This window comes from Algorimicrobium bowmanii (assembly GCF_054031195.1).
Map to the genome: position 1 here is coordinate 322,683 of NZ_CM132929.1, position 23,951 is coordinate 346,633.

The following is a 23,951-nucleotide window of genomic DNA, read 5'->3' on the forward strand; positions in this document are numbered from 1 at the left end:
AAAGAATCTCTTAACACATTTTTAAATAAATGTTATATTTTTAAACCTTAGACTTTATAGATATTAAATGAACGCATCTCAAATAGAAAAAAACGTAATAGAATTAGTTGAAAACTTCAATAAAGAAGAATTTGTATTCGACTTACTAAAAGCCTACGGTATTTCTAAATCATCTATAACACGTTTAAAAAAAGGAGATTTTAATTTATCTAAAGTAGAAGGTGAAGTGCTTTATAAAAGTAAAATGCTTTTTAAAGAAGTTGAATCTGGTACTTTATTAAATACTATTGATGAACTAACTAAAGATACAGCTTCATTAAAACACAATCCAAGATTTGTAATTGTAACAGATTATAAAACACTATTAGCAAAAGATATTAGAACAGGTTTAGCATTAGATACACCTATTCTTGAAATTGATAAACATTTTGGTTTCTTTTTACCTTGGGCAGGTCAAGAAAAATACGTTTCGCCAAATGATGTAGAAGCAGATAGAAAAGCGTCATACAAAATGGCAAAGCTTTATGATATCTTGGTTAATGAGAATCCTGGTATTTATAATGATGGGGGACATAACTTAAATATTTTTCTATCGCGTTTACTGTTTTGCTTTTTTGCTGAAGACACAGATATATTTCCTATCGAGGGAATGTTTACAGATACATTAGCTCAACATACTCAAAAAGATGGTTCTGACGTAAATTGGTTTTTAGACAAACTTTTTAAAGTTTTAAACACAGAAGACAATAGTAAAGAAGCAGATCCTTTTGATAAGTTTCCTTATGTAAATGGTGGCTTGTTTAGAGATACAATAGTATCACCAAAGTTTACTAAAGAAGCACGAAAAATAATTATTGACTGTGGTAATTTGAGATGGAACGAAATCAATCCAGATATTTTCGGTTCTATGATTCAGGCAGTAGTAAATCCTGCATATCGTAGTGGTTTAGGAATGCATTATACTTCTGTACCTAATATTATGAAGGTGATTGAACCTTTGTTTTTAAATGAATTGTATGAGGAGTTTGAAAAACACAAAGACAATCCAAAAAAATTACGTCAATTAATATACCGAATTTCTAAACTAAAAATATTCGACCCTGCCTGTGGTAGCGGTAACTTTTTAATTATTGCCTATAAAGAATTACGAAAATTAGAGATAGCCATACTACAAGAATTACATGGTTTAGAAAGCCAACAGACTATTGTTTTTACAGAAATAAAACTCTCTCAATTCTATGGAATAGAGTTAGACGACTTTGCGCACGAAATGGCAATACTTTCTTTATGGTTGGCAGAACACCAAATGAATAAAGAGTTTGTAGATGAATTACAAGGTTTTGGGAAAGCCAAACCTATTTTACCACTAAAAGAAGCAGGTAATATTACACAAGGGAATGCTACACGTTTAAACTGGGAAGATATTTGCCCTAAAACTCATTCGGACACTGAGCCTGCCGAAGTGTATATTTTAGGGAATCCGCCTTATTTAGGTTCACGCAACCAGGACAAAGAACAAAAAGACGATATGAAATTTGTCTTTTTGAAAGACTACAAAAGCTTAGATTATGTAAGTGCGTGGTTTTATAAAGGTGCAAAATATATTCAAGGCTTTAATGCACAATTGGCTTTTGTATCTACAAATTCTATTTGTCAAGGAGACCAAGTTGCAAAAACTTGGCCACGTATTCTTGATGAAAATATAGAAATAGGTTTTGCTCATCAATCCTTTAAATGGACTAATAACGCTAAAGGAAATGCTGGTGTTACTGTAATAATAGTTGGCTTGAGAAATATATCGAAAAATCAAAAATTAATTTATATTGATAATTTAGAAAAGAAAGCTTCAAACATAAATGCTTATTTATCAGATGCGAAAAATGTTTATGTTAAAAGTAAATCTAATCCTATATCAGGTTTTCCTAAAATGAATTTTGGAAATATGCCAGCTGATGGAGGGCAGTTATTGTTTACACCAGAGGAGAAAATATCTTTTGTTAGTAAGGAACCTAACTCTAAAAAGTGGTTTTTTAAGCTAATTTCCGCACATGAATTCTTAAATGGTAAAGAAAGATGGTGTTTATGGTTAGATGGAATTAAGGAAGAAGAGCAAAGAGAAATGCCATTAGTAAAAGAAAGGGTTTCTAAACTAAGAGAAATAAGATTAAACTCATCAAGACCACAGTTAGCTGGGTCCCCTCACTTATTTGCTCAAATAACTCAACCGTCAAATAAAGATTTTATTTTAATACCTAGACATTCATCTGAACATCGAGAATATATACCTATGGGTTTTTTTAGTAAAGAAAACGTTTCACATGATAGCTGCCTAATTGTCTCTACAGATAAGGTTTGGTTATTTGGTGTTTTGACATCTAATTTGCACATGCAGTGGATAAGAACAGTTGGAGGGAAATTAAAAACTGATTATCGATATTCTGCTGGGTTATGTTATAATACTTTTCCTTTTCCTGAGATTTCTCAAAAACAAAAAGAACAAATAAATTTACACGTTTTTGAAGTATTAGAAGAACGAGAAAAACATTCAGGTAAAACATTAGCACAATTGTACGACCCTAATAAAATGCCAAAGGGTTTAAAAGAAGCACATCATCAATTAGATTTAGCAATAGAACGTTGTTATCGATTAAAACCATTTGAGAGTGATACAGAGCGTTTAGAATATCTTTTTAAAGAGTACGAAAAGATGATACATAAAAATACTTTGTTAGAAAAACCAAAAAGAACACGTAAAACTAAAAAAGCCTAATGGAATCAATTTTAGACAATTTACTAAATTTAGCTACAGAAACTGAAATAGTAGAATTTAAAGAAGCTAAAAATCAAATTAGTAAAGATAAATTAGGGCAATATTTTTCGGCCTTATCTAATGAAGCTAATTTGGCAGAAAAAAAGTCTGGTTGGTTGGTAATGGGTATTAAAAATGATAAAACAGTAGTTGGTACACAAATTACAGAAGTTCAATTAAATGAGTATAAATCAGAAATTGTAAAGCATACATCACCCAAAACCAACTTTATAAATTCGCATAGGGTACAAAAAAATGGTTTAGAAGTTATTTTGTTAGAAATTCCTGCTGCTCCACAAGGGCAACCTTTATCTTGGAAAGGACATTGTTATGGTAGAGATGGTGAAAGTTTAGGCGCATTATTATCTGATGAATATGATAGAATTAAAAGTCAAAATAAAATAGAAGATTGGAGTGCTAAAATAATTAGTAATGCAACTTTAAAAGATTTATCTGAAGAAGCTATTATTCAAGCGCGTTTAAGATATACTCAAAAGAACCCTAATTTAGAAGAAGATATTAAAAACTGGTCAGATACTGTTTTCTTAAATAAAGCAAAACTTACCATAAAAGGTGCAATTACAAATACTGCAATAATCTTATTGGGGAAACCAGAGTCAGAACATTTTATAAATCCAGCAACTTCTAAAATTACTTGGATACTTAAAGATAGCGATAATATTGAAAAAGATTACGAACACTTTACTTGTCCATTACTTTTAAATATTCAAAAAGTTTATGGTAAAATACGAAACTTAAAGTATCGTTATCTTACTGATGGTACTTTGTTTCCAGAAGAAGTAGATCAGTATGACTCTTATATAATACGTGAGGGTTTAAATAATTCTATTGTACATCAAGATTATACATTAGGCGGTAAAATATTGGTTGTAGAAAATGAAAATGCAACCTTAACTTTTGCTAATTCAGGAAGTTTTATTCCGCAAAGTATTGAAACCGTAATTAAAGCAGATGCACCAGAATCTAAATATCGCAATAAATTTTTAGCAGATGCTATGGTTAACCTAAATATGATTGATACTATTGGTAGTGGTATTAAAAAAATGTATTTAATTCAGCGTAAAAAATATTTCCCATTACCAGATTACGATTTAACTAATAACAAAGTAAAAGTTACCATTACAGGAAAAATTATTGATATAAATTATGCTCGTAAAATAGCACAAATGCCTAATTTATCTTTAGAAGAAATTATGCTTTTAGATAAAGTTGCTAAAAATAAAATATTAAATAACGAGGAAATAAAAACTCTCAAAATAAAAAAATTGATTGAAGGCAGAAAACCTAATTTTCATATATCCTCTAAAGTAGCATCTGCAACGAATCAAAAAGGCGATTATATAAAAATGAGAGGTTTTAAAGATGAACATTATAAAAAAATGATTTTAGAATATTTAGATAAATATAAAAGTGCATCAAAGGAAGATATTGATAAGCTTATTTTAGATATTCTACCTAATGTTTTAGACATTAATAAAAAGAAAAATAAATTAAGAAATATTATCTATTCAATGTCTAAAAAAGATAATAGCATCAATAATATAGGAACAAATAGAAAGCCTATTTGGGTAAAAGTTTAGCTAAATCAAATAAAGTTTAGCTAAACTTTAGACATTTTTTAGATAAACTTTAGTTGTTTTAGTATGCTTAACCGCTATAAAACAATAGGTTGTAAAAATATAGATTAGACGTTTTAGATAAACTTTAGACATTTAAACTCGTAAAGTAGAAAAAAAACAAACTGTTTAATAAAAGGAAATTTTACTTTAAGTAAGATTTAGAGTTTGTTAAGCAAGGTTGTTTTTATAATTAAAAACAGCTATTTTACAGGGGTTAGCAAACCTTAAGCAAGATGTAAAACAAAATAAGCAAGGTTTTAACCTTGTTAGACATTAAAAAGAAAAAGATGCCAGATATAGTACACGTAAAATACCAACAAACAGGTAAAAGTAAAAGTACCAACGAATATGGTATGAGAGAAATGCAACAAAAAGCATTTGGGGCTCGTACTGCTCAATATTTATTAATTAAAGCACCACCAGCTTCTGGTAAATCTCGTGCATTAATGTTTATTGGTTTAGATAAATTAATAAATCAAGATATTAAAAAAGTAATTGTAGCAGTTCCTGAAAGGTCTATTGGTAGTTCGTTTGCTAAAACAGAATTAAAGAAGTTTGGTTTTTTTGCAGATTGGGAACCTAATCCAAGATATAATTTATGTACACCTGGCGTAGAAAAAAGCAAAGTAACTGCATTTCTAAATTTTTTAGAAAGTGACGAAAAAATACTAATTTGTACACATGCTACATTGCGTTTTGCTTTTGATGCCATAGACGAAAAACAGTTAAATGATTGTTTATTGGCAATAGATGAATTTCATCACGTATCTGTAGATGGAGATAACAAGTTGGGTATTGTATTAAGTAGTATAATGGATAAGTCTACTGCTCACGTAGTAGCAATGACAGGTTCTTTTTTTAGAGGAGATTCTGTACCTATTTTATTACCAGAAGATGAAGCAAAGTTCACTAAAGTAAAATACGATTATTACCAACAACTAAATGGCTATAATTATTTAAAATCATTAGGTATTGGGTATCACTTCTATCAAGGGAAATATACTTCTGCTATTCACGAGATATTAGATGAAAATAAAAAGACAATAATTCATATACCAAGTGTAAATTCAGGAGAGTCTGAAAAAGATAAATATGAGGAAGTAAATAGAATTGTTGATGGCATAGGTGAGTTAGACTATCAAGACCCAGATACAGGTGTTCTATATGTGATAAGTAAAACATCGGGTAAAACTCTCAAGATTGCAGATTTAGTTCACGATAACCAAAAGGATAGAGATAAAATACAAGAGTATTTGCGTAATGTAAAAAGTGTTGATGATATAGATATTATCATAGCATTAGGTATGGCAAAAGAAGGGTTTGACTGGCCATATTGTGAACACGCTTTAACGGTTGGTTATAGAGGTTCATTAACAGAAATTATTCAAATTATAGGTAGAGCAACAAGGGATAGTGATAATAAATCGCATTCACAGTTTACTAATTTAATTGCACAACCAGATGCAGAAGATGATTTAGTAAAACTATCTGTAAATAATATGCTAAAAGCGATTACAGCATCATTGTTAATGGAACAGGTCTTAGCACCTAATTTTAAATTCAAACCAAAATTTCCAAACGAAGATGATGATGATTCAGAAGATGATGAAAATACGATTAAAATAAACGGATTTAAGTTACCAAGTTCACAAAGAGCAAAAGATATTATTGAAAGTGATATTAATGACTTAAAAGCAAAAATAATGCAAGATGATACAATGCTAAAGGCAATGCCTGGTAATGTAGATCCCGAAGTTATTAATAAAGTGTTGATACCTAAAATTATTAAAGAAACCTATCCAGACTTATCAGATGAAGAAGTAGAAGCTGTTCGTCAGTACGTAGTAGTGGATTCTGTTGTTAAAAATGGTACTATTGAAGAGGTTGGAGATAAACGTTTTATACGTATGGCAGATAGTTTTGTAAATATTGATGATATTAATATTGATTTAATAGATACAATCAACCCATTTCAAAAAGCATTTGAAATATTATCCAAATCAGTAACAGCATCCGTTTTTAAAGCAATCCAAGAAACTATTGATGCTACAAGGATAACAATGACAGATGAAGAGGCAATTATATTGTGGCCTAAAATAAAAAACTGGATTGCAAAAACAGGAGAACAACCAAGCATTCAGTCTTTCGACCCACAAGAAAGACGTTTAGCAGAGGCAATAATATTTTTAAAAGAGCAAAAGCGTAAAGCCCAAGCAAATGAGTAAAAAGAAAACATTAGCAGATATATTTAATGATGATGAGTTTGGTATTTTAGATTCTAAACCCAAAAACTCTAATGTAAAAACTGAAGATGAACGCTTAATTGAATCGTTCCAAGAAATCAATGCTTTTTTTGAAAAAAATAACCGTGAACCAGAAGCAACTAATGTTACTGAATTTAAACTACTATCAAGATTAAAAGCATTAAGAAAAGATGCTAAAAAAGTAGAGATATTAAAATCGTATGATTTACATAATCTTTTAAATACCAAAGAAGAAGTAAAATCAGTAGAAGATATATTAAATGATGATGATTTAGGTATATTAGATACAGAGGAAACCTTATCTATTTTTAAATTAAAAAATGTAAAGAGCGCTTCAGAAAGAGCAGAAACTGATTTTACAGCAAGAAGAAAAGCAATGAGCGATAAGGATTTTGCACCTTATGAAGCAAAATTTAAAATAGTACATAAAGAATTAAGAGAAGGGAAGCGTAAATTAAAAGAATTTAATGATGTTGAACAAAATCTATTAAAAGGTAAATATTATGTGTTGGATGGTGTTTTACTCTTCTTAGAAGATGATGGTATTGAAAAAAGAACTTTAGGTAGTACAGAACGCAAGGACGGACGGACATCAATTATTTTTGAAAATGGAACAAAAAGTAATATGTATTACCGTTCGTTATCAAAGTCTTTATATAATAACGGAAGTATTGTTTCAGATACAGATAAATATGCAGAAGATGAACTTTTTAAAAATGCTAATATTGTAAATGAAAAAGATGTTCAAACAGGTTGGATATATGTATTAAAGTCAAAATCTACCAATCCAGATATAGCATCAATTAATGATTTATATAAAATTGGATTTTCATCAATAGATGTAAATGAACGTATTAAAAACGCTTCTAAAGAATCTACGTATTTGTATGCAGATGTCCATTTACTTGATAAGTATGCATGTTATAATATGAATGCGCAAAAATTTGAGCATTTACTCCATCGATTCTTTGCAGATGCTTGTTTAAACGTTGATGTTTTTAATAATAAAGGAAAAAGAATAACACCAAGAGAATGGTTTGTTGCTCCAAGAACTATTATTAATAAAGTGGTCATATTAATTTTATCAGGAGAAATTGTAGATTATAAATATGACAACATTAAAAAACAATTAATTAAAAAGTGAAATTTAAATATATAAATACAGCTCAAAAGCACTCCATGTTGTCCCTTTAGTTGTCCCCTTAAAAATCAAAAGCCCCGTAAACATAGTGTTTACGGGGCTTTTTTTGTGGTCCCACCTGGGCTCGAACCAGGGACTTTCTGATTATGAGTCAGATACTCTAACCAGCTGAGTTATAGGACCCATTAGCATAAAGCTAACTCGACGTTTCTCTTTTTTCAAAGAGAGTGCAATATTACTACATATTTTTATACTCTCAAAGTATTTTTACGCCTTTATCTCTTGACATAGTTCAATAAGCACACCATTTGTTGATTTTGGGTGTAAAAAAGCCACTAACTTATTGTCGGCTCCCTTTTTTGGTGTTTTATTTAAAACCGTAAATCCTTCTTGTTCCAACCTAGCAATTTCAGACTCTATATCATCTACATCAAACGCAATATGATGTATGCCTTCGCCCCGTTTTTCAATAAACTTTGCAATTGGACTGTCTGGGTTTGTAGCCTCTAAGAGTTCAATTTTATTAGTGCCAACTTGAAAAAAAGATGTATTAACGCCTTCGCTAGCTACTGTTTCTATTTTATAATGAGGCGCATTAAAAAGTTTAGCAAATAAATCGTTTGATGATTCTAAACTTTTAACAGCAATTCCGATATGTTCAATTTTATTCATAGTATTTGTTTACAAAAAAAGGCATTGCCTATTAATTAAAACTATTTTAGTATCTTCAAAAATACAATAATCTTTAAATATCCGTATTTTTGCATCATGGAAGAAAGTCAAAGACAAAAAAAAATAGGATCGGTATTACAACGAGACCTTGTTGAAATCCTTCAAAAAGCTGCTAGCGATGGTGGTATGCAAGGAGTTTTAATATCGGTTTCTAAGGTTAAAGTAACCGTAGATTTATCGGTAGCAAAAGTATATTTAAGTATTTTTCCGAATGATAAGGCTAAAGAATTATTAGTTGGTATTCGTTCAAACGCACCACTTATTAAGCACGAATTAGCACAACGTACGAGACATCAATTACGCCGCATGCCGCAATTGGAGTTTTTTGTAGACGATTCGTTAGAATATATAGATGGTATTGAAAAATCATTAAAAAGAACAGAAAACCCAATTAACGACCCTGATCTTTTAGAGAAGCGACGTAAATCATAATTGGTTTAAACATTTTAAATACCAGACCTAATTTCGCATTATGCCATTTAGGTCTGTTAATTTTATGAATTTTTCACTCTATATAGCTAAACGGTACTTACTCTCTAAAAGCAGTAATAATACCATAAATTTTATTACTGGTATTGCCGCTATTAGTGTTATAATTGGGGCAATGTCCTTATTTATAGTGCTTTCTGGCTTTGCAGGATTGAAAGATTTCACACTACAATTTACTTCATTAATAGACCCCGACTTAAAGGCTGAAGCCGCTGTAGGAAAATCTTTTAAAGTTTCTACAGAAGAATTAAATGCGCTTCAAAACCATCCGGACATCATATCCTTCTCGCAAATAGTTGAAGAGCGAGTTTTTATTGCTTTCGATGAAAAAAACTACCCTAACGCCTATATAAAAGGTGTTGATGAAAATTTTGAATCGGTAAACGCTATCGATTCGGTGGTGGCTTTAGGAAGTTGGTTTTCTGAAAAAAGCAATCAAATTGTTACGGGTTGGGGAATTGCTAGTAGATTAAATATCGGTGTTATGGATTATGGTAAATCTGTAGATTTATATATTCCAAAACCTGGGAAAGGGCAAGTAACAACGCTAAAACAAGCTTTTACAACCGTTAAGGCTATTAATGTTGGTGTTTTTGATATTAACGAAGCTCATAACGACAAATACATTTATGCCCCTATTGAGATGACTCGTTATTTGTTAAATTTTGATACCAATCAAGTAACTGCTATTGAATTTAAAACAAATGAAGCCGTTAGTGAAGCTGATGCCCGCAAAGCTATAACAGATATTTTGGGCAATAAAATTATTTTAAAAAACACCGAACAATTAAATGATGCGCTATATAAAATGCTTAACACAGAATATTTAGCCGTTTATTTAATATTTACTCTTATATTAATTATTGCACTCTTTAATGTAGTTGGTACTCTTATAATGATGATTTTAGATAAGAAGAAAACACTCCACACACTTTATCATATGGGAGCTACGGTAAGAGACATACGTCGTATTTTCTTTTTCCAAGGCTCGTTAATGACCGTACTAGGTGGTTTGATAGGCTTATTGGTAGGTTATTTAATTGTACAAGCACAAATAACATTCGCACTAGTAAAAATAACACCTACACTACCCTATCCTATGGGTATTAAGTTTGAAAATTTCCTTATTGTCTTTATAACCATTTCCGTTTTAGGTATCCTAGCATCTAAAGTTGCTTCGGTACGTATTACTAAAAACCTGGTTAGTTATTGATGAAACTGATAATCTGAGAACTTATCAAGAACCTCATCAAAAGCTGCAAAAACACTTTCCGAATCATCACTAGTCACCATTTTCATTCGGTACTCCTTAAAGTTTGGAATACCTTTAAAGTAGTTAGTATAGTGGCGTCTTGTTTCAAAAACACCAAGTTTCTCGCCTTTCCAATCTATTGCCATTTGTAAATGACGTCTAGCAGCTTCTACACGCTCGGCTAATGATATAGGTTGTAAATGTTCGCCGGTATTAAAAAAGTGTTTAACTTGTTTAAAAAACCACGGGTTTCCAATAGTTGCACGACCAATCATACAACCATCTAAACCGTAAGTATCTCGCATTAACATGGCTTTTTCAGGCGTATCAACATCTCCGTTACCAAAAACAGGAATATGCATTCGTGGGTTATTTTTTACTTCGGCTATTGGACGCCAATCTGCATCTCCTTTATACATTTGAGCACGGGTTCTCCCATGAATAGATATTGCTTTACATCCAACATCCTGTAACCTTTCAGCAACTTCTAAAATTCTGATAGAATCATGATCCCATCCTAATCGCGTTTTTACTGTAACAGGTAAATTGGTACGTTTAACCATTTCGGCAGTAAGTTGCTCCATAAGGCAAATATCTTTTAAGATACCAGCACCTGCTCCCTTACTTACTACTTTTTTAACAGGGCAACCAAAATTAATATCTATGATATCGGGATTCGATTTTTCAACAATATCAATTGTTTGCAACATACTATCCAGATTAGCGCCAAAAATTTGAATACCAACAGGACGTTCCTTTTCATAAATATCTAATTTCATGACACTCTTTGCGGCATCACGAATTAAGCCTTCGCTTGAAATAAATTCTGTATAAACGACATCGGCACCTTGTTCCTTACATAAAGCACGGAATGGTGGGTCGCTAACATCTTCCATAGGTGCTAAAAGCAATGGAAAGTCGGGAAGTTCTATATTACCTATTTTTACCAAGTGTCTAATATTTTAGGCAAAATTACGCCTTTTTATAATTATCAATATAATTTTTACAATTATGGTTATTTAAAACCCACAAACCATAAAATCCGAGCAATATTTCGGCAACGTTTCCAAATTGGTAACCAAATGTTGGGATACCATCAATAAAATAACTGAGTAGGCGACCAAAGCCTAAGCCCAACATAAAAATACAGTTAGTAACTAAGGCCATTTTTAAATACTCCGATTTAAAAACACCTAATATCCAAAGTATTGAAAACCCTAAATAGAGTCCCATAATAGCTTTAAAAAAATTATGTTCGTCTTACTGTGTTTAAATGAATATCAAACTGCGATTCAGGTTGAAAACCATAAAAAATTGAAACAGGTATTACAATAGACACCGAAATAATCAGGTGTATTTTTGCAATGAATTCCTGTTCATTAAACTGCATTTAAATTTAAAATTTTAGGTCAACCTCTAATGGTTTTCCATTTCTACTAACAGTTACTTTAGTACTATCGCCTGTATCAAAAGCTGAAAGTGCACGCATATAGCTCATCATATTTGTTACGGTACTATCGCCTAATTTAATAACGACATCACCTTTCTGCAATCCGGCTTTTTGTGCTGGTTTATCTTCACTAATACCATCAATACGCATCCCTTCTCCATCAAACAAATAATCGGGAACAACACCTAAACCAACTTTAAACCGTGGTGTTTCTTCGCTTTCATTTTTTGTTTTACGAAATGACAATTTACCATTATCATTTAAGTCGGTTATAACATCAAATATGTAGCTAGAAATGGTTTGCATTCCCTTATAGTTTAGCTTTTCAGAGTCATCACTAGGTTTATGGTAATCTTCATGCTGACCTGTAAAGAAGTGTAACACAGGAATATCAATTAAATAAAATGAAGTATGATCGCTAGGGCCAACACCCGATTCATTTTCAATTAATTTAAATTTATCGTTATGCGAACTTAATACTTGCTTAAATATTGGCGATGTTCCTGTTCCATAAACAGCCAATGTACTGTCTTGTTTTAAACGACCAACCATATCCATATTAATCATATAGCTTACCGCCTTACTATTTATAGTTGGATTTTTAGCGAAATAATTAGAACCTAATAAGCCCATTTCTTCACCTGAAAAAGCCATAAACAAATAATTATTTGCCGTATTTGTTTCTTTTAACTTTCCTGCTAAGTCTAACATTACAGCTACACCACTAGCATTATCATCTGCACCATTATGAATAGCTTTCTCTCCTTTATGTAAAGAGCCTTGGGCTCCGTAACCTAAATGATCGTAATGTGCTCCGATAATAACTGTATTTTCAGCTTGGTTATCAATATAACCTAAAACATTTGTACCTGTAATAGTGCTGTCTTGACTATTTTCGGTGTAAGAAACCTCACCATGCGGATCGTTTTTAGGTTTGAATGTAAAAGTTTGATAATAGTTATTGGTACCTTTTCCAGATATACCCATTTCCTTAAAGCGCTTAGCAATATAATCTGCAGCTGCACGTTCGCCAGCAGTACCTGTTTCACGGCCTTCTAACTTATCATCAGCTAAAAAAGCTACATCTTCTTCAATTTTATTTTCATGTTTGTATGCCTTTTCACAACCCCACAACGATATAAAAAGAACCAGTAACGCTATTTTCTTCATATTAATAATGTTATTTTTGGCGAAATTACATAATAATTGCCACTTTTTATTAGAACACATGACGAAACCATTTTTCTATTTCTGCTTATTAACAATTGTATTAACCGTTTCTTGCAAGAGCGATAAAAACGAAAACTCTGATGCAAAATCTGGTGCTACCAAATGGGCAGACACCTTGATATACCCTGAAGAAACTCATTTTAAAAGCTTAAAACAAATAACTTTTGGCGGTGATAACGCTGAAGCTTATTGGAGTTTTGATGATAAGCAATTGGTTTTTCAGTCTAATAATAAAGATTGGGGTGTTGCATGCGATCAGATGTTTTTAATGAACGTTGACGACACGTTTAAAGACAATATGCCTCCTATGGTTAGCACTGGAAAAGGACGTACAACATGTGCGTATTTTTTACCAGATAACAAGCATATTATTTATGCATCAACGCATTTAGGTGCCGATGATTGTCCAGAAACACCTTTACGTAAAAATGGTAAATACATCTGGCCTATTTATGACACCTATGATATTTTTGTTGCCGATTTAGAAGGTAATATTACCGCACAACTTACCCATGAAAAAGGCTATGATGCCGAACCTACTGTTTCTCCAAAAGGTGATAAAATTGTATTTACGTCAGACAGAAGTGGCGATTTAGAATTATACACTATGAATATTGATGGTAGTGATGTTAAGCAAATTACATTTGAATTAGGCTATGATGGTGGTGCTTTTTTCTCGCCAGATGGTACGAAACTTATTTTCCGTTCATCAAGACCTAAAACTGAAGAAGACATTAAAGAATATAAAGACTTGTTAGCTGAAGGCCTGGTACAACCAACCGAAATGGAGTTATATATTTGTAATGCTGATGGTAGCGATTTACGCCAATTAACCGATTTAGGAAACGCCAATTGGAGTCCGTTTTTCCACCCAAGTGGCGAGAAAGTTTTATTCTCCTCTAACTTTGAATCCGAACGTGGTTTTCCGTTTAACTTATATTTAATTGATATTGACGGGAAGAATTTAGAGCGTGTAACACACAGTACTACTTTTGATGCTTTTCCGGTATTTTCTAACGATGGTAAGAAACTTATTTTCTCTTCTAATAGAAATAACGGTGGCGGACACGACACCAATTTGTTTATTGCAGAATGGCAAGACTAATAGGATTGGTATTCTGAAATAGTTTTAAAAAGACTGCTTACCTTGTAAGTGGTCTTTTTTTCATTTTTTAAGTTAATAGTCCGAATCAAAACGTTCTTCGCGAACTTCAATGATTTCCAATCACTGTTTAAAGCATTGTGAACATCGTGATGGATTATGGTTAAATTTATGTTATTACTCTTCCTTCTCTAGCCTATCGCGTTCTTCACGCTCTTTAGTACGCTGATTTGTACTTAACCTAGTATTACCAAACCTGTAACTAAAGCCTAATTTTACATATCTGTTGTCTTGGTTTAAATAACGTGAATTATCTTGATTTAAATATTGAGATGTTACAGAATAGTTTTGGGTATTAAATAAATCAGCAAAAGCTAATGTTATGGAACCTCGGTGATTGAAAACTGTTTTTTTGATAGATAAATCGCTTAAAAAACGCGTATCAACAATTTGAAAACCTTGCTGATAATCACTCATAAATATCAATCCTAAATTAAACGACAGACTATTATCGCTTAAAAAAGTAAAAGAATTACTTAGTGCAGAATAATTAGACCATGTATCTTTTTCTATAGTTTCGTTATTATATAACGTTTTATCCTTCATATTAAACACTGAAGTTACGGCATATACATTCCACTCTGAAGTTATATTAAAAATACTCACAAAATCGAACCCAAATTCTACAGTACTATTTATGTTAGTTGGTGTAAATACTAGCAAATTATTAATATTATCCTGTAGAGGTAATTCTAAAAAATTATCTTCAACATCCTTAAAATATGCTTCCACGAACAAATTATTATTTAAAGACACTCCTATTACATAATGGTTAGTAACGGCTGGCTGCAAATATGGATTACCTGTTACGATTGTATTATCGTTTAAAAAGAACTTAAATGGATTTAAATATTGAAAATCTGGACGTTCAATACTTCGTTTAAACGTGGAGTAAATACTAATTTTATTTGAAACTTGATAACTAATATTAGCACTAGGGAACCAGTTGAAATAATCTTGATCTATAGAGTTATTAGTAACAAGGGATTTCCCATTAATAGAGGTTTGTTCAACACGAAGACCTAAACTTATATGCCATTTTTCCCAACTTTTATCTAAACTCACATAAGCTGCTAAAATATTTTCATTATACTTAAAAACATTAGAGTTGGTAGCGTCCAAAATAAAGCTAGACCCCTGTAAATTATATTGATTTAAATCGCTATCCGTATCTATAAAAGAAGCTTTAGCTCCTGCTAAAAATAAAGTTGTTTCATTTATAGGTAAACTATAATCGGCTTGAGCTGTATTAATTGTGGTATTCTGATCGGATATGGTTGAAAACAGGTTTCGGTAATCAAAAACATTATTTACATCGTAATATGTGCTTTGAACACTTTGATCTCGGTGATAATCATAGGTTGTAAGATGTGTATTTACTAGTAAATTACTGCCGTTTTCAAAATCTAAATTATACTCCAAATCAAAGCCAAGGTTATATTTGTGATCATCGGAATTATTTAAGTTATTAAAATTATATAAATCATTATACGCCGCATCATAAACATTAGTCTCCCCTCTGGTGATGTATTCAAATTCTGGCAAATACAATAAATTAGCAACAAAACTTAAGGTGCTTTTTTCAGATAAAAAATAATCAAAATTCGTGTTTAAGTTATGAGTTGTAGACCTTGTCGTTCTATCAACATCGGTTTCCCAACGTTCATAAATACCTGCATCATCTTTAAAATTAACACGTTCCTCACTAACACGTGCTATTTTAGAATCGTTAAAGGTATAACTTGCAAAAACATTTATTTTATTGGTTTTATAAAAATTAGAAACACCCGTTTGATAACGTGCATAGGTACCTTGGGTATAGTTTGCAAAAGCTGAACCGCGGTAACCTGTTACCAAATTTTTATCCATAATAATATTCAAAACTACTCCGGTATCAGCATCATATTTTGCTGAAGGGTTGGTAATAACCTCAATAGACTTTATGTTGTTTGCTGAAGTACTTTCTAATAACTGTAGCAACTCCATATCGGACAAATGAATTCTCCTATCGTTTATATACACAACAGGAGTCGAGTTTCTAACAAGTAAACTGTTATCCAATATTAAAACACCTGGTGTATTTTTTAGAACATCTTTTATATTTCCTTCGCTTAAAGCCGTTTTTTCCACATTAAAAACCAGACGGTCAACTTTTTTAGTAAGTGTCGGTTTATTGGCTATTAAAGATACTTCATTTAAGGAATGTGGCGTTTCTTTAAGTATTAAAACGCCCACCTCTAAATCTGCACCCTGTACCTGAATAGGCATTACAACAGATTCAAACCCTACAAAACTAATTTTTAAAACATAATCATCACTAGTAACATTATTTAAAGTAAATAAGCCAGCTTCTATGGATGTTGTTCCATTTATTGTTGAATTATCTTGACTAGATAGCAGTACAATATTGGCATATGGTAGTGGTTGATTTTCACTATCCAATATTTGCCCTGAAACGGTAAAATTTTGAGAAAAAGTAACAGTATAAAAAATAATATTTATAAGTATAAATAAGTATAATTGCTTGGCTATCATCAAAAAGAATTTGGTTATGCAATATAAACATACTTTTTAAAAATAAATTACAGCTTGGTACAAATAAAATATTTTAAGATTATTGGCTATAAATATTTAAAGCATAATAAAACAATTATATTTGCAAATTAGTTATAATGCTAGTCAACACAACAGGTTATGAAGCACATTAGAAATTTTTGCATTATTGCACATATAGATCACGGTAAAAGTACACTAGCCGATAGGTTATTGGATTTTACTGGAGCCGTAACAGAACGCGAAAAACAAAACCAACTATTAGATAGTATGGATTTGGAGCGTGAACGCGGAATTACAATTAAATCGCATGCCATTCAAATGGACTATATTCATGAAGGTGAAGAATATGTTTTAAACCTTATTGATACACCTGGCCATGTTGATTTTTCTTATGAAGTTTCCCGATCTATAGCAGCCTGTGAAGGTGCTTTACTAATTGTTGATGCTGCTCAAAGCATTCAGGCTCAGACTATTTCTAATTTATATTTAGCATTAGAAAACGATTTAGAAATTATTCCGGTACTTAACAAAGTAGATTTACCTAGTGCCAATCCTGAAGAAGTTACCGATGATATTGTTGATTTATTAGGTTGTGATGCTTCTGAAGTTATCCCTGCTAGTGCTAAAACGGGATTAGGAATTGAAGAGATTCTAACCGCAATTATAGAGCGTGTTCCAGCTCCTAAAGGTGAAATTAACGAACCGCTTCAAGCCTTAATATTCGACTCAGTTTACAACCCTTTCCGAGGTGTTGAAACGTATTTTAGAGTTATAAATGGTTCAATAAAAAAGGGCCAACAAATAAAGTTTATTGCCACAGGTAAAACTTATAACGCCGATGAAGTTGGTACATTACGATTAAAACAATTTCCTAGAAAAGAAATAAAAGCTGGTGATGTAGGTTACCTAATTACCGGTATTAAAGAAGCTAAAGAAGTAAAAGTTGGTGATACTATTACAGATGCAAAAGTACCAACAACCAATGCTATTAGTGGTTTTGAAGATGTAAAACCTATGGTTTTTGCTGGTATTTATCCTGTAGATACCGAAGATTATGAAGACTTAAGAGCCTCCATGGAAAAATTACAACTTAATGATGCCTCTTTAGTATTTACACCTGAAAGTTCTGCAGCTTTAGGCTTTGGTTTCCGTTGTGGATTTTTAGGTATGTTACACCTTGAAATTATTCAAGAACGTTTGGAACGTGAGTTTGATATGACTGTAATTACTACGGTTCCCAATGTATCTTACCATGCTTTTAGTAACAAGCACCCAGATAAAGTTATTATTGTTAATAACCCTAGTGATTTACCTGATCCATCTTTTTTAAATCGTGTTGAAGAACCTTTTATAAAAGCTACTATTATTACCAAAGCGGAGTTTGTTGGTAATGTTATGTCTCTATGTATTGATAAACGTGGCGTTATTACTAATCAAACATATTTAACAACAGAACGTGTTGAGTTAACTTTTGATATGCCCTTAGCAGAAATCGTTTTTGATTTCTACGACCGACTAAAAACAGTTTCAAAAGGTTATGCTTCTTTTGATTATGCACCAATAGGTATGCGCGAATCTAAATTAGTTCGTGTAGATATATTACTAAACTCACAACCTGTAGATGCCCTATCGGCTTTAATTCATGCCGACAATGCCTATACAATAGGTAAGAAAATAACCGAAAAACTTCGTGAATTAATTCCAAGACAGCAGTTTGATATTCCTATTCAGGCCGCTATTGGAGCTAAAATTATAGCACGTGAAACCATAAAAGCACTACGTAAAGATGTAACAGCTAAGTGTTATGGTGGTGATATTTCTAGAAAACGTAAATTATTAGAAAAACAGAAAAAAGGTAAGAAGAAAATGCGTCAGGTTGGTAATGTAGAAATTCCACAACAAGCATTTATGGCCGTATTAAAGCTTAATGATTAAGTTATAATATAGCCAAGATCTTATTATTCTTAATAAACAAAAAAGCACGCTAATAGCGTGCTTTTTTTATGAGTTTAAGATACCTCAAATCAAGTTAGTTTTAAGTATGATTAATTACTAATCTCAGCAGGTTTTCCTTTAAGCTTTTCAACATCAATAGGTTTTCCTAAATATACCAATTCCCAATCGGTTTTAATGGAGTTTAAATCTAAATCATCAGAGCCCAATACGTGTAATTGTTTATCTGTATCCTTTAAAAACAAAGGAATAATCTCCTTATCGTTATTGGTTATCTCTAATAATTCTTCTAAATGCGTGCGACTTTCTAAAGCAATTTCTTGAATTGAAGGGTATTTATTAGTGACTGTAACTAATGAACTATAATCCGTAGTATGAGAGAATAATCCCGATCCTTTTTCTATATCGGATTCAAGCATTTCAGTAGCTGTTAACAATCTAAAAGATCCGTTTTCACCATATTGCTTACCAAATTTATTTATAGCGTATTTATTAATATCAGAACTTCCGGTTAAAGCCATCATATATCCCATATCATTCAGCTCAATATTATCCATAAGCTTATCGGAATAAATATTAGTATTTAAAGCTTCCAGACCTAGTTCTTTAGCTTTTGCTATATTGTTTTGATTACTATCAATTAATACAACATGTCGGCCATGAGTTTCTAAATAGTGCCCTAATAACCTTGAAACTTTTGAAGCACCAACTATTAGAACCCCTTCAGATTTGGTTAAGAATACGCCTACTAATTTAGCTAACCAACGTGCTGTAGTAGCATTTAATAAAACTGTTCCTAACACAATCATAAACACCAAAGGTGTAATATATTCAGCACCAGAAACACCATTACTAGCTAACTTTAAACCAAATAAAGAAGCAATACCTGCTGCTACAATACCACGAGGTCCAACCCAACTAATAAATATTTTTTCATTAAACTTTAAACTTGAACCTTGGGTACTTAAAAACACACCTATTGGTCGTAAAACAAATACCACAACAGCAAATAGAATAACTGTGTTCCAATTAAATATTAACAGCAACTCACTAAAGTTAATATTAGCAGCAAGAAGGATAAATAAAATAGATATTAATAAAATACTCAACGATTCTTTAAAGTATAGTAACTCTTTCAAATAAGGAGAATTGGAGTTTCCTAACACCATTCCCATAACCACTACGGCTAATAAACCAGATTCATGAGCAAATACATCCGATAAGATAAAAACGCCCAATACAGCAGCTAAAGCAAACACATTCATTAAGTAATGCGGTATCCAGTTTCTATTCATAATAAAGTTAAGAGCATGGGCAAATGTAAAACCAAATGTAAAACCAAAAAGTACAATTTTACCAAACTCTATAAAAGCCGTTTTTGTATACTCGCCACCAGCATCAACACTAATGAACTCGAAAACTAATACAGCCACTAAGGCACCAATCGGGTCAATAAGGATTCCTTCCCATTTTAAAACGGCTGATATATCTTTTTTAAGAGGAATATTCCTTAAAATAGGTGTAATAACCGTTGGTCCGGTAACGATAATTAATGCAGAAAATAAAAATGATATTTCCCAACTTAAATAAAAAATATAATGAGCAGCAACTGCAGCTCCAAAAAAGGTTACAATGGATCCGACCGTTATTAATTTGGTGATTGCAGGAGCTACATTTTTAATTTCACCCATTTTCAACGTTAAACCACCTTCAAACAGTATGATACTTATTGCTAAAGAAACAAAGTAAAATAGACTCTCGCCTGGGAATAACCCTTTTTCACCGTTCCAAATAGGCTCGATCCATTTTGTTCCATCTGCACTTAAAAACTCTTGAGCAATAGGACCTACAAGCAAGCCAATTAATATTAATGGTAAAATAGCTGGGATTTTAAATTTCCATGCCACCCATTGTGCCAAAATCCCTAAAATGATAATTCCGCCTAATTCTAACATATATAATTTGTTTTATTTCGAGTGTTTTGTAATTCTATTGACTCTTATAACACCTCATAATGAGTGCTAATTTAAGTTATTTTACAAACACCTTTTTTATATTTCAAATTTCGTGGTAAAATAAGGCTTTTTACTTTATGTAATTACTTTTTTTTTGGAAGTTTAAAAAGGAAAGAAATAAGGAATTATAACGGATGCTGCTAACCATATTACGATGTTTAAAGGTGTACCAAACTTAAGAAAGTCACTAAATTTATAGTTTCCTGGAGCATATACCATCGTGTTTGTAGGGTAGCTCATTGGTGTCATAAATGTTAGTGAACAAGCAAACATAACCGCTACTAAAAAGGGACGTTCGCTAATTTCCATAATAGCTGCTAAACTTATAACAACCGGTGTCATTAAAGCGGCCGTAGCTTTACTAGAAATTAAATTGGTTGAAATTACAGTTACTAGATAAAGCAAACTTAAGGTTATGTGCGCATCGTATTGCCCTAAAGAATCTTGAATAATGTCTGCTATTAAGGTTGCTCCTCCTGTTTTCTCTAAAGCAGTTCCCATAGATAAAACACCTGCCATCATAAAAATTACCTTCCATTCTACGGCTTGATAAGCTTCTTTAGGTTTTAAAATACCTGTTAATATCATAAGTAATGCACCAACCATGGCACTTATTAAAATACTCGTTATATTTAATGAAGCTGCCAATACAACACCTATTCCTATTAATACAGCAGGAATGGCTTTTTTATAGTTGGTTTTCTTTTTTTCGTATTCAGAGAGCGTGACAATTAATTTTTGCTTTTCTAAGTTTTTAAGCTCTACTTTACTACCTAGAACAAGTAACATATCTCCTTCTAGTAAGTTAATTGAAGTTAGTTTTTCTAATAGTAAATCGCCACGCTGACGAATGGCTAAAACCGACATATTATAACTCCTATTAAAACGCATAGATTTTAAAGAGCTTCCGGCTAAAACCGAACCAAATGGCACTATTACTTCATAAATATTATTGGTTTCAGTTGAATCTTCAATTTGTTTTAGGCGCTGACTCCCTTCTACTTGATAACCTTCAATATCCAATAATTTATTAACCGTTTGTGGCGGCATCATAACCTTTAAAATATCTCCTTTTTTTATACGAGTTTCTGACGTGATATTTTGAATTAAATGGGTTGTTCTTAAAATAGAAAGTATCGAAATTTTATAAATAGTAGTCAGTTCTAATTCTGCAATAGTTTTATTAATATCCTTACACGTGTCCACTACTAATAACTCGGTAATGTACTGTTTAGCCTCTAGTGTTAAATCGTTTGTTTTTTTATTCTTTGGTAGTAAAACAGGACTTATTAAAAAAATGTATACAAAACCAATAATTAACAAACATAGGGCTGCTAAACTGAACTCAAACATACCAAAAGGTTCTAAATTATATTGCGTAGCATAACTACTTACCAAAATATTTGTTGAAGTTCCAATTAAAGTACAAGTACCTCCAAAAAGTGCTGCAAAAGAAATAGGCATCAGTAATTTTCCAGGACTTATTCCTGTTTCTCTACAAACAGTTAAAGCTATTGGAAGCATGAGTGCTACTACGGCAGTATCGTTAATAAAAGCTGAAAATAATGCCGTAATAAAACAAAAAACAACTAAAGCTATACTATAATGAATTTTGGCGAGCTTGATAATTTTACCACTTAACCCTTCTAAAATTCCTGATTGGAAAATCCCTCCACTAACCACAAAAATACAACCTAAAGTAATAGTTGCTGGATGATTAAATCCTGAAAAACCTTCCTCCGGGTTTAATACACCAGAAACAATAAATAAAGTCATTATTAAAACGGAGGTTGTATCTATTGTAAAATATTCTTTTACAAATAAAAACACCCCTATTAAAATAATAGCAAACGTAATCATGAGGTTTACACTCATATAGAAACGTGTTAAATTTACTCAAATCCTAATCTTCGTTTTTAGATTCCGACATATAGTACAAACGCTTTAAACTCTTTTTTAACAATACAAACCTGTACAAACCAATAATTAAGAAAAGTGCACTAAAAATTAGCGCCAATACAGCCAGATATTTAAAATCCGGAAAATCCTTTAGCTGAAAAAAAGCCATCCCACCTAGTAGCAAGTATAATGAAGAACGAATGTAAGATAACAAGGTACGCTCGTTAGCCAGTCGGGTACGTTCAATAGCTAAATAATCCCGTAATATCACCTCAGTATCTGGTTTAAAATCGCGACCAAAGCGGAGCAATTTCATTTTTTTTATTTTCAATGGTGACGGATTTTTCATATTTAGCTTTTTATAAAAATAAATTAATTTTTAACAGCATCAAATTAATAACACCGCAACTTTTCAAAACTAAATGTTAAAATAGTTTTAATATCCTTGCTTATTTTTCAAAAATATACCGTGAATTCGTAATTTGCATGACTATGAAACTATATCCTATTAACTCCGGAAATTTTAAACTTGATGGTGGTGCTATGTTTGGCGTAGTACCGAAAACTCTTTGGGAACGTACAAACCCTGCAGATTCTAACAATATGATAGATATTGCAGCACGTTGTTTACTTATCGAAGATGGCAACAAGCTTACACTTATAGACACCGGAATGGGTGATAAACAAAGCGATAAGTTTTTTGGATACTACCACTTATGGGGTGATGATTCTATAGATAAGTCCTTAAAACAACACGGCTTTCATAGAGATGATATTACCGATGTGTTTATGACGCATTTGCATTTTGATCACTGCGGAGGTACTATTCAATGGAATAAAGACAAAACCGGCTATGAACCAGCCTTTAAAAATGCGCATTTTTGGAATAATAACGACCATTGGAATTGGGCAACGCAACCTAATAACCGTGAAAAGGCATCTTTCTTAAGAGAGAATATCCTGCCTATAAAAGACAGCGGTCAACTTAAATTTACACAAGTACCAAATGGCGATATGCAGCATAACTCAGAACTCGGTTTTGATATTTTTTATGCTAACGGACATACCGATAAACAGATGATTCCTGTTATTAAGTACAAAGGAAAAACCATTTGCTTTATGGCCGATTTACTTCCTACTGCAGGACACTTACCATTACCTTATGTAATGGGTTATGATACAAGACCTTTGCTAACATTAGATGAAAAAGAAAAGTTTTTGAAAATGGCAGCAGATAATAATTATTACCTATTTTTGGAGCACGACGCACACAATGAAATTATTACAGTAAAAAACACAGAAAAAGGCGTGCGATTACAAGACGTTTATACCTGTAATGAAATTTTTAACTAAACATAT

At 31.8% G+C, this 23,951-nt stretch carries 18 protein-coding genes and 1 tRNA gene; 9 read left to right on the forward strand and 10 right to left on the reverse strand.

Annotated features, from left to right (window positions below):
* Window positions 1–67: 67 nt before the first annotated feature.
* The 4 genes from ACW5R3_RS01410 to ACW5R3_RS01425 all read left to right on the forward strand — a co-directional run bounded on the left by ACW5R3_RS01410 (window position 68) and on the right by ACW5R3_RS01425 (window position 7,857).
* Window positions 68–2,770 carry a class I SAM-dependent DNA methyltransferase gene (locus tag ACW5R3_RS01410; RefSeq protein ID WP_456577839.1) on the forward strand — a complete coding sequence of 901 codons (2,703 nt, stop codon included), beginning with the start codon at window positions 68–70 and terminating at the stop codon, window positions 2,768–2,770.
* Window positions 2,770–4,410, forward strand: a complete 1,641-nt coding sequence (locus ACW5R3_RS01415; RefSeq protein WP_456577840.1) for an RNA-binding domain-containing protein — start codon at window positions 2,770–2,772, stop codon at window positions 4,408–4,410. Before ACW5R3_RS01410 ends, ACW5R3_RS01415 begins: the two co-directional genes overlap by 1 nt.
* 326 nt (window positions 4,411–4,736) lie before the next feature.
* The gene (locus ACW5R3_RS01420) at window positions 4,737–6,674 is read left to right on the forward strand and encodes a DEAD/DEAH box helicase (protein ID WP_456577841.1); all 1,938 of its coding nucleotides are present in this window, start codon (window positions 4,737–4,739) and stop codon (window positions 6,672–6,674) included.
* Entirely contained in the window at window positions 6,667–7,857 is a 1,191-nt protein-coding gene (locus tag ACW5R3_RS01425; RefSeq protein WP_456577842.1) for a GIY-YIG nuclease family protein, read from the forward strand. Before ACW5R3_RS01420 ends, ACW5R3_RS01425 begins: the two co-directional genes overlap by 8 nt.
* Window positions 7,858–7,963: 106 nt before the next feature.
* Here the strand turns inward: ACW5R3_RS01425 and ACW5R3_RS01430 are convergent.
* Both ACW5R3_RS01430 and mce read right to left on the reverse strand, forming a co-directional pair.
* Window positions 7,964–8,037: transfer RNA gene (locus ACW5R3_RS01430), tRNA-Ile, on the reverse strand.
* 84 nt (window positions 8,038–8,121) lie between these two features.
* A complete protein-coding gene (mce, locus tag ACW5R3_RS01435) occupies window positions 8,122–8,526 on the reverse strand; it encodes a methylmalonyl-CoA epimerase (RefSeq protein ID WP_456577843.1) in 405 nt (134 codons plus the stop codon).
* Window positions 8,527–8,622: 96 nt separating this feature from the next.
* On the opposite strand from mce, the gene rbfA reads away from it, so the two are divergent.
* Together rbfA and ACW5R3_RS01445 are read left to right on the forward strand one after the other, a co-directional pair.
* The gene (gene rbfA / locus ACW5R3_RS01440) at window positions 8,623–9,018 is read left to right on the forward strand and encodes a 30S ribosome-binding factor RbfA (RefSeq protein WP_456577844.1); all 396 of its coding nucleotides are present in this window, start codon (window positions 8,623–8,625) and stop codon (window positions 9,016–9,018) included.
* A gap of 64 nt (window positions 9,019–9,082) precedes the next feature.
* The gene (locus tag ACW5R3_RS01445) at window positions 9,083–10,288 is read left to right on the forward strand and encodes an ABC transporter permease (RefSeq protein WP_456577845.1); all 1,206 of its coding nucleotides are present in this window, start codon (window positions 9,083–9,085) and stop codon (window positions 10,286–10,288) included.
* Here the strand turns inward: ACW5R3_RS01445 and dusB are convergent.
* The 4 genes from dusB to ACW5R3_RS01465 are packed head-to-tail and all read right to left on the reverse strand — an operon-like array spanning window position 10,282 to window position 12,947.
* Window positions 10,282–11,277: a tRNA dihydrouridine synthase DusB gene (dusB, locus tag ACW5R3_RS01450; protein ID WP_456577846.1), complete on the reverse strand. Its 996-nt coding sequence runs from the start codon at window positions 11,275–11,277 to the stop codon at window positions 10,282–10,284. The two genes, ACW5R3_RS01445 and dusB, sit on opposite strands and share 7 nt — an antisense overlap.
* Before the next feature lie 22 nt (window positions 11,278–11,299).
* Window positions 11,300–11,560 carry a DUF4345 domain-containing protein gene (locus ACW5R3_RS01455; RefSeq protein WP_456577847.1) on the reverse strand — a complete coding sequence of 87 codons (261 nt, stop codon included), beginning with the start codon at window positions 11,558–11,560 and terminating at the stop codon, window positions 11,300–11,302.
* Window positions 11,561–11,576: 16 nt separating this feature from the next.
* The gene (locus ACW5R3_RS01460; RefSeq protein ID WP_456577848.1) at window positions 11,577–11,717 is read right to left on the reverse strand and encodes a hypothetical protein; all 141 of its coding nucleotides are present in this window, start codon (window positions 11,715–11,717) and stop codon (window positions 11,577–11,579) included.
* A 6-nt stretch (window positions 11,718–11,723) separates the two neighbouring features.
* Entirely contained in the window at window positions 11,724–12,947 is a 1,224-nt protein-coding gene (locus ACW5R3_RS01465; protein ID WP_456577849.1) for a M28 family peptidase, read from the reverse strand.
* Window positions 12,948–13,005: 58 nt separating this feature from the next.
* Between ACW5R3_RS01465 and ACW5R3_RS01470 the strand changes: the two genes are divergently transcribed.
* Window positions 13,006–14,112 (forward strand): TolB family protein, encoded by a 1,107-nt coding sequence (locus ACW5R3_RS01470; RefSeq protein WP_456577850.1) that lies wholly within the window; start codon window positions 13,006–13,008, stop codon window positions 14,110–14,112.
* Window positions 14,113–14,286: 174 nt separating this feature from the next.
* Here ACW5R3_RS01470 and ACW5R3_RS01475 read toward each other — a convergent pair whose 3' ends face one another.
* Entirely contained in the window at window positions 14,287–16,704 is a 2,418-nt protein-coding gene (locus tag ACW5R3_RS01475) for a TonB-dependent receptor domain-containing protein (protein ID WP_456577851.1), read from the reverse strand.
* A gap of 159 nt (window positions 16,705–16,863) precedes the next feature.
* Between ACW5R3_RS01475 and lepA the strand changes: the two genes are divergently transcribed.
* A complete protein-coding gene (gene lepA / locus ACW5R3_RS01480; RefSeq protein WP_456577852.1) occupies window positions 16,864–18,660 on the forward strand; it encodes a translation elongation factor 4 in 1,797 nt (598 codons plus the stop codon).
* Between the two features lie 110 nt (window positions 18,661–18,770).
* Here the strand turns inward: lepA and ACW5R3_RS01485 are convergent, their stop codons facing one another.
* The 3 genes from ACW5R3_RS01485 to ACW5R3_RS01495 all read right to left on the reverse strand — a co-directional run bounded on the left by ACW5R3_RS01485 (window position 18,771) and on the right by ACW5R3_RS01495 (window position 22,908).
* Entirely contained in the window at window positions 18,771–20,633 is a 1,863-nt protein-coding gene (locus tag ACW5R3_RS01485) for a cation:proton antiporter (RefSeq protein WP_456577853.1), read from the reverse strand.
* A gap of 162 nt (window positions 20,634–20,795) precedes the next feature.
* Window positions 20,796–22,568, reverse strand: a complete 1,773-nt coding sequence (locus ACW5R3_RS01490; RefSeq protein WP_456577854.1) for an SLC13 family permease — start codon at window positions 22,566–22,568, stop codon at window positions 20,796–20,798.
* A 28-nt stretch (window positions 22,569–22,596) separates the two neighbouring features.
* On the reverse strand, window positions 22,597–22,908 hold the full coding sequence (locus ACW5R3_RS01495) for a DUF202 domain-containing protein (RefSeq protein WP_456577855.1): 312 nt from the start codon (window positions 22,906–22,908) through the stop codon (window positions 22,597–22,599).
* A 176-nt stretch (window positions 22,909–23,084) separates the two neighbouring features.
* On the opposite strand from ACW5R3_RS01495, the gene ACW5R3_RS01500 reads away from it, so the two are divergent.
* Window positions 23,085–23,945: an MBL fold metallo-hydrolase gene (locus tag ACW5R3_RS01500; protein ID WP_456577856.1), complete on the forward strand. Its 861-nt coding sequence runs from the start codon at window positions 23,085–23,087 to the stop codon at window positions 23,943–23,945.
* Window positions 23,946–23,951: the final 6 nt, after the last annotated feature.